This is a genomic window from Streptomyces viridosporus T7A, from assembly GCF_008704515.1.
Lineage (GTDB): Bacteria > Actinomycetota > Actinomycetes > Streptomycetales > Streptomycetaceae > Streptomyces > Streptomyces viridosporus.
In genome coordinates this window covers 5,422,061-5,436,645 of sequence record NZ_CP023700.1, presented here as the reverse complement: position 1 = coordinate 5,436,645, position 14,585 = coordinate 5,422,061, and the positions used below count along the sequence as shown (strand labels likewise).

The window sequence follows — 14,585 nt, the reverse complement described above, 5'->3', positions numbered from 1 at the left end:
CTCAGTAGACCGGCTTCTCCGGCTCGATCTGGTTGACCCAGCCGATCACGCCGCCGCCGACGTGGACGGCGTCGGAGAAGCCCGCGGACTTGAGGACCGCGAGGACTTCCGCACTGCGGACACCCGTCTTGCAGTTCAGGACGATCTTCTTGTCCTGCGGCAGGCTCTCCAGGGCGTTGCCCATGAGGAACTCGTTCTTGGGGATCAGGCGGGCGCCCGGGATGGACACGATCTCGAACTCGTTCGGCTCACGGACGTCGATGAGCTCGAGGTTCTCGCCCTCGTCGATCCACTCCTTGAGCTGCTTGGGAGTGATCGTGGAGTCGACGGCCGCCGCCTGGGCCTCCTCGGACACGACGCCGCAGAAGGCCTCGTAGTCGATGAGCTCGGTGACGGTCGGGTTCTCGCCGCAGATCGCGCAGTCGGGGTCCTTGCGGACCTTGACCTGGCGGTACTGCATCTCCAGGGCGTCGTAGATCATCAGGCGGCCGACGAGGGGCTCGCCGATGCCCGCGAGGAGCTTGATGGCCTCGTTGGCCTGGATGGAACCGATGGACGCGCACAGCACGCCCAGGACACCGCCCTCGGCGCAGGACGGGACCATGCCGGGGGGCGGGGGTTCCGGGTACAGGCAGCGGTAGCAGGGGCCGTGCTCGGACCAGAAGACCGAGGCCTGGCCGTCGAAGCGGTAGATCGAGCCCCACACGTACGGCTTGTTCAGCAGTACGCAGGCGTCGTTGACCAGGTAGCGGGTCGCGAAGTTGTCCGTGCCGTCGACGATCAGGTCGTACTGGCTGAAGATGTCCTTCACGTTGTCGGCCTCGAGCCGCTCCTCGTGCAGGACCACGTTCACGTACGGGTTGATGCCCTTGATCGTGTCACGCGCGGACTCCGCCTTGGGGCGGCCGATGTCGGACTGGCTGTGGATGACCTGACGCTGCAGGTTCGACTCGTCGACCTCGTCGAACTCCACGATGCCGAGGGTGCCCACGCCCGCGGCGGCCATGTACATCAGCCCCGGCGAACCCAGGCCACCGGCGCCCACAAAGAGCACCTTGGCGTTCTTCAGCCGCTTCTGCCCGTCCATCCCCACATCGGGGATGATCAGGTGGCGGGAGTACCTGCGGACCTCGTCTACGGTGAGTTCGGGGGCCGGCTCGACCAGGGGTGGCAACGACACGGGGACTCCGTTGGTCGGTCAATCACTACGGTTGTTCTCCGATCAACACTGCCACGGCCTTTTTCATTCCGAGACACCCGTCCCGATGCGCGAGACGATGTCGTCCCAGTAGCCGGGCAGCGGTTCCCAGGGGTCGGTGCGGCCGCCGCGGCCCGTGTGGTCGGTGAAGTAGATCGTCGCGGCACCCTGCCAGCGGGCGATGCGCAGGGCCTCCTCCAGGTGTGGTCCGGGCACTGCGCGCACGAAGTGGCAGAAGCGCTCGGGCGGATGGTCGGCGGTCCACTCCGCCGCCTGCGACCAGCGGTAGTCGCTCCAGGCACCGGAGAAGGTGACCAGTTGGTCGGCGCTCTCGGCGTATCCGGGGTGCGGGTGGGTGCCGTGGCCGAGGACGACGTGGGCGTCGTCACGGATCACCCGGAGCGTGGTGACGGCGCGCCGGACGCCGGGGAGCCCGGCGCGGTCGGCGGGACAGCGGTCCAGGAGGAAGCCGTCGACCCGGTACCAGTCGAGGAACCGGTGGGCGTCCGAGACCACCTCGCCGAAGCCGCGCCGACCGTACGCGGCGTCGACGTGGCCGAGGACGCGGACGCCGGCGTCGCGCAGGCGGCCGGCCGCCTCCAGGCAGTGCGGGTCGGGCCGGACACCGGGCCCGTCGGCCACGTTCAGGACGACCCAGTGCAGGGGGGTGCCGGGGCGGGTGAGTTCCTTCCACTCGGTCGGGGCCACGAGGGGGTGCGCGAGGCCCGGGACACCGAAGCCGGTGCGGACGCCGGTGCTCGCGGTGGCCGGTTCGACACGGGTCAGATGCGGCACGCCGCCTCCATCCAGATGTCGGCCAGGGACTCCTCGAGGTTGATCCGGGGGCGCCAGCCGAGCCGGTCGCGTGCGGTGCGCACATCGGCCTGCTGCCAGCTGCCGCAGCCGTCCGGGTACGGGTACGCGACCGGAGGCGCGTGGTGGTCGGAGTCGGTGCGGGGGTGGCCGATGGTGGCCCTGAGGTGGGCGGGATGGGCGGCGTGCGAGGCGTGGGGGCTCGGTGACGCGTGGGCGCCGGGAGGGCCGTCCGGTTCGGTGAGGGCGCCGCCGTATCCGGCCACCCGGGCGAGGATCCCGGCGGCGTCGCGCAGGCGGACGGCACGGCCCGACCCGATGTTGATGACGCCCTGCGCGGCGGAGAGCGAGGCGGCGTGCACGGCGCGGGCCACGTCGCGGACGTCGACGAAGTCCCGCTGCGCGCCGAGCCCGCCGAGCCTCAGCTCGCCGTCGCCGGACTGCATGGCGCGGCGCATGGCCTCGGCGAGCCGGCCGAGCGGGGAGCCGGCGGGCGTGCCGGGACCGACGGGTGAGAAGACCCGCAGGACGACGGCGTCCAGGCCGGACCCGAGGACCAGCTCGGTGGCGGCGAGCTTGCTGACGCCGTACGGGCCGCCGGGGCGCGGGACGGCGTCCTCCGCGGTGGAGGAACCGGGCTGGCTCGGGCCGTACTCCGCACTGCAGCCGATCTGCACGAGGCGTGCGCCGCAGCCGCTGCGGCGCAGGGCCTCGCAGACGGTGGCGACGGCGACGGTGTTGTGCCGGGTGAGTTCGCGGGCGCCGCCCCGGGTGGCACCCGCGCAGTTGACCACGACACCGGGGTGGACGGCGTCGAGGAAGCGGGTGAGGGCGCCGGGGCTGCCGGTGGCGAGGTCGAAGCGGACGTCGGCGTCGTCGCCGCGGCCGAGGGCCGTGAGCTGGACGGCCGGGTCGGCGAGCAGGCGGTCGGCGACGAAGCGGCCGAGGTAACCGTTGGATCCGATCAGCAGGACTCTCATCGGGCGACTCCTTCGGCGTCCGGAGCTGCTGGACGGGTGATCATGTGGGGTTCTCCTTCGGGTGCGGATGCGTGAGGGGCGCGTGTCGTGTGCCTGCGGCGCATGTGCGGCTCCGGCGGGGGTGGGGTTCGCCTTCGCGCCGTGCCCGGGCGGCGGCCGCCTCCTGCTCGGCTCACCCGGCCCGCGGAAGGCGCTCGGGCGGTCACCGCGGTCGCTCCGGGCGGGTGTGGGCCGAGGCCCGGGTGAGGGTGCGGGAGGCGTGGATCAGGAGGGTCAGGGCCGCTGCCCCGCAGATGAGGGTGGGGACGGCGCCGGGGCCCCAGGCGGTGGCCAGTGTGTCCACGGGTGCGGCCAGCGGGTCGCAGCCGGGGAGGCGGGCCGCGAAGACCGTGGCCAGGGCCGCCGCCTGGGCGGTGACCGTGGCCGTGAGGATCACCTTCGGGGCGTGGGTGAAGCCGTGGACCGTGAGGAGGCGGGCCAGGAAGAGGAGGGCGCCCAGGGCGAGGGTCCGGGAAGGGGCGAAGGGTTCGTCGAGGAGTGCGGCGGAGAGGGCGAGGAGGGCGGCCAGAGCGCACAGGAACAGGGCGAACGTGCCGAGCAGCACGGGCCGGACGGAGGCGGCGAAGTCCTCCAGGCCCCGGCTCGAGACGAGCCTGCGGCGGGCACGGGCGGAGAAGAGGTGGGCGGCCCAGGCCGCGGGCGTGCAGGCCAGGGCGAGGGCCAGGACCGGGGCGGCGGTGAGCGGCCAGTCGCCCCCCGCGGCGCCGGTGGGCAGGCCGTCGGGGCCGCCGGTGATCGCGGCGTCGAGCAGGCCGTCGCCCAGGAGTGCGTAGCCGACGAGCCAGCAGGTCCAGAACGCCGCGGTGGAACGGCGCGGGGCGGTCGAGGGGTGGTCGCCGGTGCTCAGTGGGCCCCGGCGCAGGGCCGCGCGCAGGGCGAGGGCGGTGGCGAGGACGCCGGCGGCTGCCGCAAGGAGGCGGGTCTGGCCGTGGGTGAGGCGCAGGGCGGTCAGCGACGCGAAGCACAGCGCCCCGGGGAGCAGGGTGAGGACGGCCCAGTCGGCGCGTGCCCCGGGGGCCACCGCGGCCGTGGAGGGCCGGTTGCCGCCGTCGCGCGGGACGCGGGCGTACAGCTCCTCCGCGAGGGAGAAGACGTCCCGGTGGCGGAAGCGCGCGGCGGTCCGGTCGGTGACGCCGTGGGCCTCCAGGCCGGCCGCGATCTCCAGGGGGTCCACGGCCCGTTCGCACAGTTCGCGGTGGCGGTGCAGCAGCGCCTTGACCGGGTCGGCCGCGCCGCGGCGGGGGGCGGACCCGGGGGGCCGCGGTCCGCCGGGTTCCGCCGTCTCGCGGTGCAGTGCGCCGAGGTCGGTCATCGGACTGCCTCCGTCACGGGGGCCGGCGCGGTGGCGCGCACGGGTGCGTTCCTCGCCCAGGTGGGGATGGCACGCGGGGTCAGGTCGGTCCAGTGGCCCGGGACATGGGCCTCGGCAGGGGCGGCGAAGGGCAGGGGGTCGCCGCTGTCGTCCAGCAGGAGGCGGTGGACCGGGGTCCGCGCGACGATCTCCAGATAGAGGCCGTGGAACGCCGCGACGTTCTGCTCGACGGTGAACAGCTCCAGTGCGCGGGCCCGTGCGGCGGCTCCGAGGCGCTCACGGCGCGCGGGGTCGCGCAGCAGGGACACGCACGCCTCGGCGAGCGCCCGCGGGTTGCGCGGCGGGACGACGAGGCCCGTGCCGCCGATGACCTCCACGACGGCGCCGACGTCCGTGGAGACCGTGGCGCGTCCGCAGAACATCGCCTCGACCAGTCCGGCCGGGAAGCCCTCGACGACGCTGGAGAGGACGGTCACCGCGCCCGAGGCGTACGCGTCGGCGACGGTGGGCAGGTCCGGGCCGCCGATCTCCTCGAAGGACACCGGGTTGTCGCCGACGGCGTGCGGGCCCTCGGCCTCGTCCGGGAAGAGCTGCGCGGCCAGCGCCTTGCAGTGGCCGAGGTAGTCGGCCCCCTCCGCACCGGACGGGCCGCCCATGACCCGCAGGCGGGTCCCGGGCTCCTCCTTGTGGATCTGCGCGAAGGCGTGCAGCAGCGAGACCAGGTCCTTGGCGGGCTCCACGCGGCCGACCCAGACGAGGGTGCGCGGGTCCGCGCTCTCCGGGGACTCACCGACCTCGTCGAAGGGCGTGGCGTCCATGCCGGGGTGGACCGTGCGGAGCTTCGCCCGGTCGGCACCGCAGCGTTCCTGCCAGCGGCGGGCGTGGGCGTTGCCCGGGGTGATGAACGCAGCTTGGCGGTAGGTCTCGGCGGCGAGCCGGCCGTGGAAGGCGGCGAGCAGGGAGCGGACCGCGGGCGAGGAGTCCGGGCGGCTCAGGTAGTGCGCCCGCAGGCGCACGCCGTACTCGGTCACCAGCAACGGGATGCCGAAGAAGTGGTGGGCGAGCAGGCCCGGCAGGGCGGTCGCGCCGCCGGCCGTGGCGTGGCAGAGGTCGACCGCGCCGAGCCCGTCCTCCTCGTACCAGTCGAGCGAGAGGGGGCGCAGAGCCTGTTCCAGGTGCGCGGCGACGGTCAGCAGATCCGGCACACGGGCCTCGCGCGCGGCGCGCCGGGCGCGGGGCGCGCGACAGGCGCGCTCCAGGAGGCGCACGGCGGTCTCGGAGCGGAGCGCGGCCACCAGGCCGCCTTCGTCGCGGGCGAGTTCGGCGAGGCCGTGCAGAGCGGTGGCGAAACGGTCCGCCTCGGGGGCGGCGTCCTGGGCGGCTCCGGGTGCGGCGGGGGCCTCCGCCGTGCAGAGCACGGCGGCCAGTTCGCCGTAGTGCTCCGTGAAGCGCCGGCGCGCGCGGCGGCCGTGCACCACCCCGTCGTCCTCGGCCGTCCACAGCGGTGCGGTGCGCACCCTGCCGACCTGCGGCGGCAGCGGGACCCAGCCCGCGTCCTCCTGGGCTTCGCTGCGGCTGAACGCGTAGACATCGAACTCGTGTTGGTCGAGTCCGCGCACGAGGCGGTCGCACCAGAGCCCGGCGTCACCGCTCACATACGGATAGCCACTCTCCGTAAGCAGTCCGATGCGCACGTGTGCACCCCCGATCTCCCGTATGCGGAGCCGCCGTTGGTCCGGCGACTCGCAGCGGGACGAACGTATGCGGACAAGGCGGTGGTGCGACGGACGGTTGTCCGTCGCACCACCAAAAGGGGTGAACAGGCGTAACTTTCCCGCGCGGGGCGCGTTCCGCCCCGCTAGGGGATCAGCCCTTCGGGTAGGGCCACGGGTTCGGCCGGCAGTCGATGCCGTCGTGATCCACGAACTTGGTCTGCTGCTGCATGACCGGGGCGAGGTCGCCGTCCTTGTCGCAGGTGACGTGGCCGTGGCCCAGGCGGTGGCCGATCTCGTGGTTGATCAGCATCTGGCGGTAGGCGTGGATCCGGTCGCCGTAGGTCTCCGCCCCCTGTGCCCACCGGTATGCGTTGATCATCACGCGTTCGGTGGCCGCCGAGTCGCAGGAGACGTTGTCCACGGTGGTGTCCAGGCCGGATCTGGCGCACCAGTCGGCGGTGGTGCCGGGGCTGGCGAGGGTGATCACGAAGTCGACCCGGCCGGAGTGGACGCGCTCGAAGGTGCGGGCGCCGTTGTGCGCCCAGCTGCGGTTGTCGTTGAGCGTCTTCTGCACGGCCTCGGCGAAGAGTTCGCCGTCGAGGCCGAGGCCCTGCTCCACGTCCACCCGGTAGGTGATCTTCTGTCCCCTGCCCGGTGCCTTGTCGATGCCGGGGATCGCGTCGAACTTCCCCGAGCCCGCGAACGTGGCGCCGAGCGCGTACTTCCGCTCCATCTTCTGCTCGTACGTCGGCTGTTCGGCGCCGGACGCCTCGGCGGGCGTCTCCCGGTCGTCCCCGCGCGAGGCGGGGTCCCGGACCTCACGCACCTGGTCGGTGGCGGACTGCGCCTGTGCGTCGGCACCGCCCGGTCCGTCGGCGACCTGGCCGGCCACGACCACGGCCAGCACCGTGGTGACGGCGGCGGCCGCGATCCCGGTGAAGGTCCGCCCCCTGCCGCCCCCGGTCTGCGCGGGCCCGCCGGAGGGCGGCGCGCCGTCGCCGGGACCGGACGGGACGGCGGGGGCCGGAGCGGTGTTCCAGTCGGTGACGGCGGCGTACGGATCCGGGGGGCGCGCGGAGGCGGACCGGCGGAACGTGAAGAGGTCGTCGTCCTCGGCGAAGGCGTCGAGGTAGTCCTGCCGCGGTCCGTCGGGGGGCGCCTGCCGCTGCCGCGGCAGGGGCAGGCCGGCCCCGGCCTGCGCGCCGTGCCCGGCCGCCGTCCACCCCGTCGGTTCCCCCCAGCCGCCGCCGGGTTCCCGCTGCTCGGGATGGCCACCGCGGGCTCGGGGGGTTCCGTGGGCGGGGGCGGTACCGGGGGGCCGGGGAACGCCGTGCGCGGGAGTGCCGTCCGGCAGGCGGGGAACGCCGTGCGCCGGGGCGCCGCCGGGGAACCGCGGGACGCCGTGCGCGGGCGTTCCGTCCGGAAGCCATCCGTCCGGGAGGTGGGGCACGCCGTGAGCGGGCGTGCCGTCGGCGAAGCGGGGGGCACCCCCGCCACCGGGCGCGCCGTGTCCCGGCGCTCCGTACGCCGGGGTCCCCTGCGGCCCTCCGTGGGCCGGGGGTCCCTGCGGCGTTCCGTGCACCGGGGGCCCGTGTGCCGGATTTCCCTGCGGCGTCCCGTACGGGGCCCCGTGCCCCTGGACCCCGCCGGCCTGCTCGCGGGCTTCGCGGCCGTCCCGGCCGCCCCGTCCTGCGGTCGTGTTCGCGGTGTCGCCCTTCGGGGCGGGTCCACGGCGGCTGTGGCGTCCCACGTCGCGCCTCAGCCCCTCACGTTCTCGGCGGTGGCCCCGCCGTCGCCGGCCTCGTCCGTGCCGGTGTCGGCGACCGGACCGGGGGCGCCCTTCGCGCCCGGCTCCCCAGTATCCCCCTCGTTCCCCGAATCCGTTGCATCCGCGAGGAGTTCACGGAAGGCGAGGGCCACGGCCCCGGGGTACTCCATCATCGCCACGTGCCCCGCGTCCGGGAGCGTCACCAGCCTCGAGTGCCGGAACGCGCGGGCCGCCCGCCGGGCCATGCGGAAGCCGACGAGCCGGTCCCGGCCGCCGTAGACGAGCAGGGTCGGCGCGAGCACCCGCTCGGCCTGACGCCACAGTCCGTGCTGGCCGCCCAGCGTGTACGCGTTGACCAGGCCCCGCGCGGAACGCGCCATCGCGTCCCAGAAGTACGGCAGCCGCAGCCGCCGTTCCATCTCCTGCACGGCGTTGCGGAACCCCTCCGGCGACACCCGCGCGGGGTCCCCGTAGCAGAGCGCCATCACACCGCGGACCCGCTGCTCCGCCGTCCACTCCCGGGTGATCCGGGTGAACAGCGGTGCGACCCCGGGCACCGCCAGCAGTCCCGTCGGGACGGCGGTGCGCTGCACGCGCAGCTCCGGCAGGGCCGGTGAGACGAGGGTGAGCGTGCGGACGAGGTCGGGGCGCACGGCGGCGACGCGCGTCACGACCGCGCCGCCGAGCGAGTTGCCGAAGAGGTGCACCGGACCGCGCCCGGCGGCGTCGAGATAACGGATCACCGCGCGTGCGTGCGCGGTGAGGGAGTAGTCGCCGTCGTCCGGGGGCGGGGAGTCGCCGAAGCCCGGCAGGTCCACCGCCTCGCCGTCGACGACGTCCTCCAGCAGGGGCATCAGCGCCGACCAGTTCAGCGAGGAGCCGCCCAGTCCGTGGACGTAGAGGGCGGGCGGCAGCCCTTCGCGCGCGGACGGCCTCGACCGGACCGACAACGTGATCCCGGGCAGCTCCACCGACCTGAGCCGCTCCCCCTCCGCGATCCTGACGGCGGCCACTTCGGGAAGCACGCTCGCGGGCGGCACGAACGGCGGCTCGGACGAAGACATGCGGCAATGTTACGAGACGATCACACAGCGGTTCACGTGTTCGCCGTCACAGGGGCACCTGCGCAGCGCGTCACGCCCCGGTCGCGGATCGCATAGCGTCCGGATCGGGTGTCTCCTAGTCTCATAAAGAGGGCACCCGCATGTGGCCCCCTGCATTCTCCAGGGACGTTCGTAGGAAGGGAGCCCGGCATGACGGTAGATCCGACCGACCCCGAGACCTTCGAGGAGGACGAGGACATCCGTGAGGACCAGGAGTTCGACGTCGAGGCACCCGTGGCCGACGCGGCCGAGCAGCAGGCGGACGTCGCGCCGGACCGCGACGACCCGCTGACCGAGCTCGACCCCGATCGCGCCAACGAGGCGGATCTGGTGGAACAGGCCAGGATCGTCTCCCTCGACGAGGACGACTACCGGTGAGGAGAGCGCCGAGAAGGGCCTCATCGAGCAGGAAAGAGGCCGCATTTTGCCCACTCTGACACCTTTTGAAACCTTCCGTACGGCCTTCGCTGCTGTCCGGTCCGCGGAATTCTGCGCCCTCACCGCGCACACCACGGTTACCGAAAAGTACGATGGCGGCGCGGTTCACACCGCACGTGGACGACAATGGGAGGCGGCGTGACAGCCATCGAGCAGACAGAGGCGGCGCGCCCGAGGGGGACCCGCCTGCCGCGCCGGGCCCGACGGAACCAGCTGCTGGGAGCCGCCCAGGAGGTCTTCGTCGCGCAGGGCTACCACGCGGCCGCGATGGACGACATCGCCGAGCGCGCCGGCGTCAGCAAGCCGGTGCTGTACCAGCACTTCCCGGGCAAGCTCGATCTCTACCTCGCACTGCTGGACCAGCACTGCGAGTCGCTGATCCGGTCGGTGCGCCACGCGCTCGCGTCGACGACCGACAACAAGCAGCGCGTCCGGGCGACCATGGACGCCTACTTCGCGTACGTCGAGGACGACGGCGGCGCCTTCCGCCTGGTCTTCGAGTCGGACCTGACGAACGAGCCCGCCGTGCGCGAGCGCGTCGACAAGGTCACCAACGACTGCGCGGAGGCGATCTGCGACGTCATCGCCGAGGACACCGGGCTCTCGCGGGCCGAGTCGATGCTGCTCGCCTCGGGACTGGGCGGGCTCGCCCAGGTGGTGGCCCGGTCCTGGCTGCACAGCGACCGCAGCGTGCCGCGCGACCAGGCGGTGCAGCTGCTGACCTCGCTCGCCTGGCGGGGCATCGCCGGGTTCCCGCTGCACGGCAACGACCAGCAGCACTGACCGCACGCGCGGACACCGGCGCTCGTTTGTTCCCGTGGGCTGTTCGCTCCTGGCGTGGCCGGGCGGAGCGTGCACGTCCCCTCACCGGGCTAATGTGTGCTGGTACGGCGCGGAAGGTCGCGCACTTCACTGACCGTCGGAGGGACATAGCCGTGGAGGTCAAGATCGGCGTGCAGCACGCGCCCCGCGAGATCGTTCTGGAGAGCGGTCAGAGCGCCGAGGAGGTCGAGCGCGTGGTGGCCGATGCGCTGGCCGGGAAGTCGCAGCTGCTGAGCCTGGTGGACGAGCACGGCCGCAAGGTCCTGGTCCCGGCCGACCGCCTCGCGTACATCGAGATCGGCGAGCCGGCCCCGCGCAAGGTGGGCTTCGGCGCACTGTAGGCGACGACCGGCGAGCGGAAGGGCCCGGTGGTACCGCGTGCGGTACCACCGGGCCCTTCCGCGTGCCGCGCCCCCACGGCGTTCACGCGGTGCACACGACTCCCTTACGGAGAGGATTGGGTTTCGCAGCTCAGGGGTAAGACCGGCTACGACCGATATGAGCAGGCCGGCCATGTGGGAGGAACCGCGACATGCTCTTGGAAGCGCTCAGCTCCGCGATCCTCGGCCTCGCTCTGGCGTGGGCGGCCACACGCCGCCTGCCGCACCGCTTCCCCGCCCGCACCCTGGTCCTGCCGACCGGCGCGGCCGGAGCCCTCTTCGGCGCCTTCGTCACGCACACCGCGCTGGACGCCGGGAACCTGCTGACGGTCCTGCTCGGCGCGGTGACCGTCTCCGTGGCCTCCCTCTCGCTGCTGCTGCGCCCCGCGGGAAGGCTCCGAAGCCGCTCGGCGACCGTCTGACCGGCCGCCGGGGGCGACACGGGCCCTGACCGGCCGGTCCGGCGTCAGGCCGCCAGCCCCAGCGCCGCCATCCGCTTGGTGTGCGCCTCGGTGATCCGGGAGAACATCCTGCCGACCTCGGCGAGGTCGAAGCCGTCCGCGACACCGCCCACGAGCATCGTCGACAGCGCGTCCCGGTCGGCGACCACCCGCTGGGACTGCGACAGCGCCTCCCCCATCAGCCGCCGCGCCCACAGCGCGAGCCGCCCGCCCACGCGCGGGTCCGCGTCGATCGCCGCGCGCACCTTCTCCACGGCGAAGCCGCCGTGCCCCGTGTCGTCGAGCACGGTCAGCACCAGGGCACGGGTGTCGGAATCCAGACGGACCGCGACCTCCCGGTAGAAGTCGCTGGCGATGGAATCGCCGACGTAGGCCTTGACCAGGCCCTCCAGCCAGTCGGAGGGCGCCGTCTGCTTGTGGAAGCCCTCGTACGCGGCGACGAACGGCTCCATCGCGCGGGTCGGCTCCTCACCGATCCCGGCGAGCCGGTCGCGCAACCGCTCGAAGTGGTGGAACTCGGCCGACGCCATCTTCGCCAGCTCCGCCTTGTCCGCCAGCGTGGGCGCCAGCTTGGCGTCCTCCGCGAGCCGCTCGAACGCCGCCAGCTCCCCGTACGCGAGCGCACCGAGCAGGTCCACGACAGCGGCACGGTACTGCGGATCGGCGGAGGCGGCCGTCCAGTCCATGGCGGCGACGCCGGTGTGCCCGGCAGGGGTCTCGGGGGCGTCCGCGGCGTTGTCAGGCTTGTCAGAGCTCGTCATGAAGCGCACAATAACCCGCTTGCCGGGCGCCGGAAGGCCTTGGACGATCAGTGTGACGACGGCTACGTGACCAAATCAGCCATGGCGTGTGCGCGAATCCGGGGTATGGTGGTAATGCGCCTGCTGAGCACTCCGACGTGCTCGACAGGCCACCCGTATGAGGATGCCCGGTCGGTGGCCCGATCGGCTCCGACCCGACAGCCCTCCCTGACCGTACGGCACCTCGCGTACGACGATCGGAGGGAACCCTCAGCGGTACGAGCGCTAGAGCGTCGGCAGTGGTCCCGTGTCCTACGGCATCGCCGTAAGGCGGCCGACGTCCCCGGCACGGTCCCTACACGACCCCCGCGCTCGCCTCGCACCGCGCACACAGAAGAGGCAGCACCCTGACTACGACGTTCCGAGAGCTCGGGATCCTCCCCGAGACCGCCGAGGCCCTGGAAGCCGTCGGCATCATCACTCCCTTCCCCATCCAGGAGATGACGCTTCCCGTGGCCCTGTCGGGCACGGACGTCATCGGCCAGGCCAAGACCGGCACCGGCAAGACGCTCGGCTTCGGCCTTCCGCTCCTCGAGCGCGTCACCGTCCCGGTGGACGTGGAGGCGGGCCGCGCGAAGCCCGAGGACCTCACCGACGCCCCGCAGGCCCTCGTCGTCGTCCCCACGCGCGAGCTGTGCACCCAGGTGACCAACGACCTGCTGACCGCCGGCAAGGTGCGCAACGTGCGCGTCACCGCGATCTACGGCGGCCGGGCCTACGAGCCCCAGGTCGAGGCCCTGAAGAAAGGCGTCGACGTGGTCGTCGGCACCCCGGGCCGGCTGCTCGACCTCGCCGGGCAGAAGAAGCTGAACCTGGCGCACGTGAAGGCGCTCGTCCTCGACGAGGCCGACGAGATGCTCGACCTGGGCTTCCTGCCCGACGTCGAGAAGATCATCAACCTGCTTCCGGTCAGGCGCCAGACCATGCTGTTCTCGGCCACCATGCCGGGCGCGGTCATCGGTCTCGCCCGCCGCTACATGTCGCAGCCCACGCACATCCGCGCCACCGCGCCGGACGACGAGGGCGCGACGGTCGCGAACACCAAGCAGTTCGTCTACCGCGCGCACAACATGGACAAGCCCGAGATGGTCGCGCGGATCCTGCAGGCCGAGGGCCGGGGACTGGCCATGGTCTTCTGCCGCACCAAGCGCACCGCCGCCGACCTCGCCGACCAGCTCAAGCAGCGCGGCTTCGCCTCCGGCGCGGTCCACGGCGACCTCGGCCAGGGCGCGCGCGAGCAGGCGCTGCGCGCGTTCCGCAACGGCAAGGTGGACGTGCTGGTCTGCACCGACGTCGCCGCCCGCGGCATCGACGTCGAGGGCGTGACGCACGTCATCAACTACCAGTCCCCCGAGGAGGAGAAGACCTACCTGCACCGCATCGGCCGGACGGGCCGCGCGGGCGCGAAGGGTACGGCGATCACCCTGGTCGACTGGGACGACATCCCGCGCTGGCAGCTGATCAACAAGGCGCTGGAGCTGGACTTCGGCGACCCGCAGGAGACGTACTCCACCTCCCCGCACCTGTTCACGGACCTCGGCATCCCCGAGGGCACCAAGGGCATCCTGCCGCGCTCGGAGCGCACGCGTGCCGGGCTGGACGCGGAGGAGCTGGAGGACCTGGGCGAGCCGGGCGGCCGTGGACCGCGCGGGCGCGCTGGCCGGGGCGGGCAGGGCGACTCCCGTTCCGCCGAGCGGGAGACCTCGAGCCGTACGCCGCGTCGCCGTCGCCGGACGCGGAACGGTGTGCCGCTGGACGGGACGGACGGGCAGTCCGCCGCCCCGGCCGCCGAGGGCGCCGACGAGACGGAGGCCGCCGCGGCCACCCGCACCCCGCGCCGCCGCCGCCGGACGCGCGGCGGGGCCCCGGCCGAGACGGCACCCGCCGCGGCGACCGCGGTCGAGCCCGTGGCGCCGGCGCAGTCCGCCGTCGCGACGGCGGAGGGAACCACCGAGCCGGCGGAGGCCCCCGAAGCCCTCGAGGGGCCCGCGAAGCCGCGTCGCCGCCGCACCCGCAAGACCGCGGCCGCTGAGCCGGTGGTCGACGCGGTCGAGGGAACCACCGAGCCGACGGAGACCGCGGAGACCAAGCCGCGCCGCCGCACCCGCAAGGCCGCGGAGGCCACCGAGGCCGCCACGACCCTCGCCGAGGCCGACACGGCCGTCGCCGAGATCCCGGCGCAGGCCGCCCAGGAGCCGGAGGCCGCCGAAGCCGCCAAGCCGCGCCGCACGCGGAAGTCCACGGCCGAGAAGGCCGGGGCAGCGGTCGACACGGCGGAGGCCGCGGAGACCAAGCCGCGCCGCCGCACCCGCAAGGCCGCGGAGACCGCCGAGACCGCCGTGCAGGAGGCGGAGGCCCCGGCGGAGGAGAAGCCGAAGGTCCGCCGCACCCGCAAGACCGCGGCCGCCGCCGAGGCCGTCGACACGGCGGAGGCCGCCGAGGCCAAGCCGCGCCGCCGCACCCGCAAGGCCGCCGATGCCGCGGAGGCCACCGAGGCCGCCACGGCCGTCGCCGAGATCCCGGCGCAGGCCGCCCAGGAGCCGGAGGCCACCGAGGCCGCCAAGCCGCGCCGGACCCGCAAGGCCACCACGGCCGCGCAGGAGCCGGAGGCCCCGGCGGAGGAGAAGCCGAAGGTCCGCCGCACCCGCAAGACCGCGGCCGCCGCGAAGTCCGTGGAGGGCTGACACACCACCCGACGGCCCGTCCCCACCTCTGCGTGGGGGCGGGCCGTCGGT

Annotated in this window: 13 protein-coding genes; 5 read left to right on the top strand and 8 right to left on the bottom strand. The window is 73.7% G+C overall.

From position 1 onward, the window contains the following. Nucleotide 1 precedes the first annotated feature (1 nt). The 7 genes from moeZ to CP969_RS25255 all read right to left on the bottom strand — a co-directional run bounded on the left by moeZ (nt 2) and on the right by CP969_RS25255 (nt 8,910). A complete protein-coding gene (moeZ, locus tag CP969_RS25285; RefSeq protein ID WP_004983689.1) occupies nt 2-1,180 on the bottom strand; it encodes an adenylyltransferase/sulfurtransferase MoeZ in 1,179 nt (392 codons plus the stop codon). 63 nt (nt 1,181-1,243) lie between these two features. Beyond that, entirely contained in the window at nt 1,244-1,993 is a 750-nt protein-coding gene (locus tag CP969_RS25280; RefSeq protein ID WP_016824710.1) for a spherulation-specific family 4 protein, read from the bottom strand. Next, nucleotides 1,981-2,991, bottom strand: a complete 1,011-nt coding sequence (locus CP969_RS25275) for an NAD-dependent epimerase/dehydratase family protein (protein ID WP_016824711.1) — start codon at nt 2,989-2,991, stop codon at nt 1,981-1,983. The genes CP969_RS25280 and CP969_RS25275 overlap by 13 nt, the downstream gene beginning before the upstream one ends. Nucleotides 2,992-3,193: 202 nt before the next feature. Continuing rightward, nucleotides 3,194-4,363, bottom strand: a complete 1,170-nt coding sequence (locus tag CP969_RS25270; RefSeq protein ID WP_016824712.1) for a hypothetical protein — start codon at nt 4,361-4,363, stop codon at nt 3,194-3,196. Next, nucleotides 4,360-6,057 carry a DUF3492 domain-containing protein gene (locus CP969_RS25265; RefSeq protein WP_078495358.1) on the bottom strand — a complete coding sequence of 566 codons (1,698 nt, stop codon included), beginning with the start codon at nt 6,055-6,057 and terminating at the stop codon, nt 4,360-4,362. The genes CP969_RS25270 and CP969_RS25265 overlap by 4 nt, the downstream gene beginning before the upstream one ends. Before the next feature lie 172 nt (nt 6,058-6,229). Then, entirely contained in the window at nt 6,230-7,828 is a 1,599-nt protein-coding gene (locus CP969_RS25260; protein ID WP_150474964.1) for a DUF3152 domain-containing protein, read from the bottom strand. Between the two features lie 8 nt (nt 7,829-7,836). Then, on the bottom strand, nt 7,837-8,910 hold the full coding sequence (locus CP969_RS25255) for an alpha/beta fold hydrolase (protein WP_004983697.1): 1,074 nt from the start codon (nt 8,908-8,910) through the stop codon (nt 7,837-7,839). A 189-nt stretch (nt 8,911-9,099) separates the two neighbouring features. Between CP969_RS25255 and CP969_RS25250 the strand changes: the two genes are divergently transcribed. From CP969_RS25250 to CP969_RS25235, 4 genes are all read left to right on the top strand, one after another. Beyond that, a complete protein-coding gene (locus CP969_RS25250) occupies nt 9,100-9,327 on the top strand; it encodes a hypothetical protein (protein ID WP_016824714.1) in 228 nt (75 codons plus the stop codon). 198 nt (nt 9,328-9,525) lie between these two features. Further along, nucleotides 9,526-10,170, top strand: coding sequence for a TetR/AcrR family transcriptional regulator (locus CP969_RS25245; RefSeq protein WP_004983700.1), 645 nt, complete (start codon nt 9,526-9,528; stop codon nt 10,168-10,170). Nucleotides 10,171-10,322: 152 nt separating this feature from the next. After that, on the top strand, nt 10,323-10,550 hold the full coding sequence (locus CP969_RS25240; protein WP_016824716.1) for a DUF3107 domain-containing protein: 228 nt from the start codon (nt 10,323-10,325) through the stop codon (nt 10,548-10,550). Nucleotides 10,551-10,741: 191 nt separating this feature from the next. Next, nucleotides 10,742-11,011, top strand: coding sequence for a hypothetical protein (locus CP969_RS25235; RefSeq protein WP_016824717.1), 270 nt, complete (start codon nt 10,742-10,744; stop codon nt 11,009-11,011). Between the two features lie 44 nt (nt 11,012-11,055). Here the strand turns inward: CP969_RS25235 and CP969_RS25230 are convergent, their stop codons facing one another. Further along, complete coding sequence (locus CP969_RS25230; protein WP_016824718.1) at nt 11,056-11,811, bottom strand: ferritin-like fold-containing protein; 756 nt, start codon at nt 11,809-11,811, stop codon at nt 11,056-11,058. Nucleotides 11,812-12,290: 479 nt separating this feature from the next. Here CP969_RS25230 and CP969_RS25225 point away from each other — a divergent pair, with 479 nt between their 5' ends. Further along, the gene (locus CP969_RS25225; RefSeq protein WP_223887103.1) at nt 12,291-14,534 is read left to right on the top strand and encodes a DEAD/DEAH box helicase; all 2,244 of its coding nucleotides are present in this window, start codon (nt 12,291-12,293) and stop codon (nt 14,532-14,534) included. Nucleotides 14,535-14,585: the final 51 nt, after the last annotated feature.

What these genes read in the sequence shown, in the direction of transcription:
- CP969_RS25225 (WP_223887103.1), top strand. Translation starts at nt 12,291, where the DNA reads ATGACGCTTCCCGTGGCCCTGTCGGGCACGGACGTCATCGGCCAGGCC.
- CP969_RS25250 (WP_016824714.1), top strand. Translation starts at nt 9,100, where the DNA reads ATGACGGTAGATCCGACCGACCCCGAGACCTTCGAGGAGGACGAGGAC.
- CP969_RS25275 (WP_016824711.1), bottom strand. Translation starts at nt 2,991, where the DNA reads ATGAGAGTCCTGCTGATCGGATCCAACGGTTACCTCGGCCGCTTCGTC.
- CP969_RS25270 (WP_016824712.1), bottom strand. Translation starts at nt 4,363, where the DNA reads ATGACCGACCTCGGCGCACTGCACCGCGAGACGGCGGAACCCGGCGGA.
- CP969_RS25255 (WP_004983697.1), bottom strand. Translation starts at nt 8,910, where the DNA reads ATGTCTTCGTCCGAGCCGCCGTTCGTGCCGCCCGCGAGCGTGCTTCCC.
- CP969_RS25235 (WP_016824717.1), top strand. Translation starts at nt 10,742, where the DNA reads ATGCTCTTGGAAGCGCTCAGCTCCGCGATCCTCGGCCTCGCTCTGGCG.
- CP969_RS25230 (WP_016824718.1), bottom strand. Translation starts at nt 11,811, where the DNA reads ATGACGAGCTCTGACAAGCCTGACAACGCCGCGGACGCCCCCGAGACC.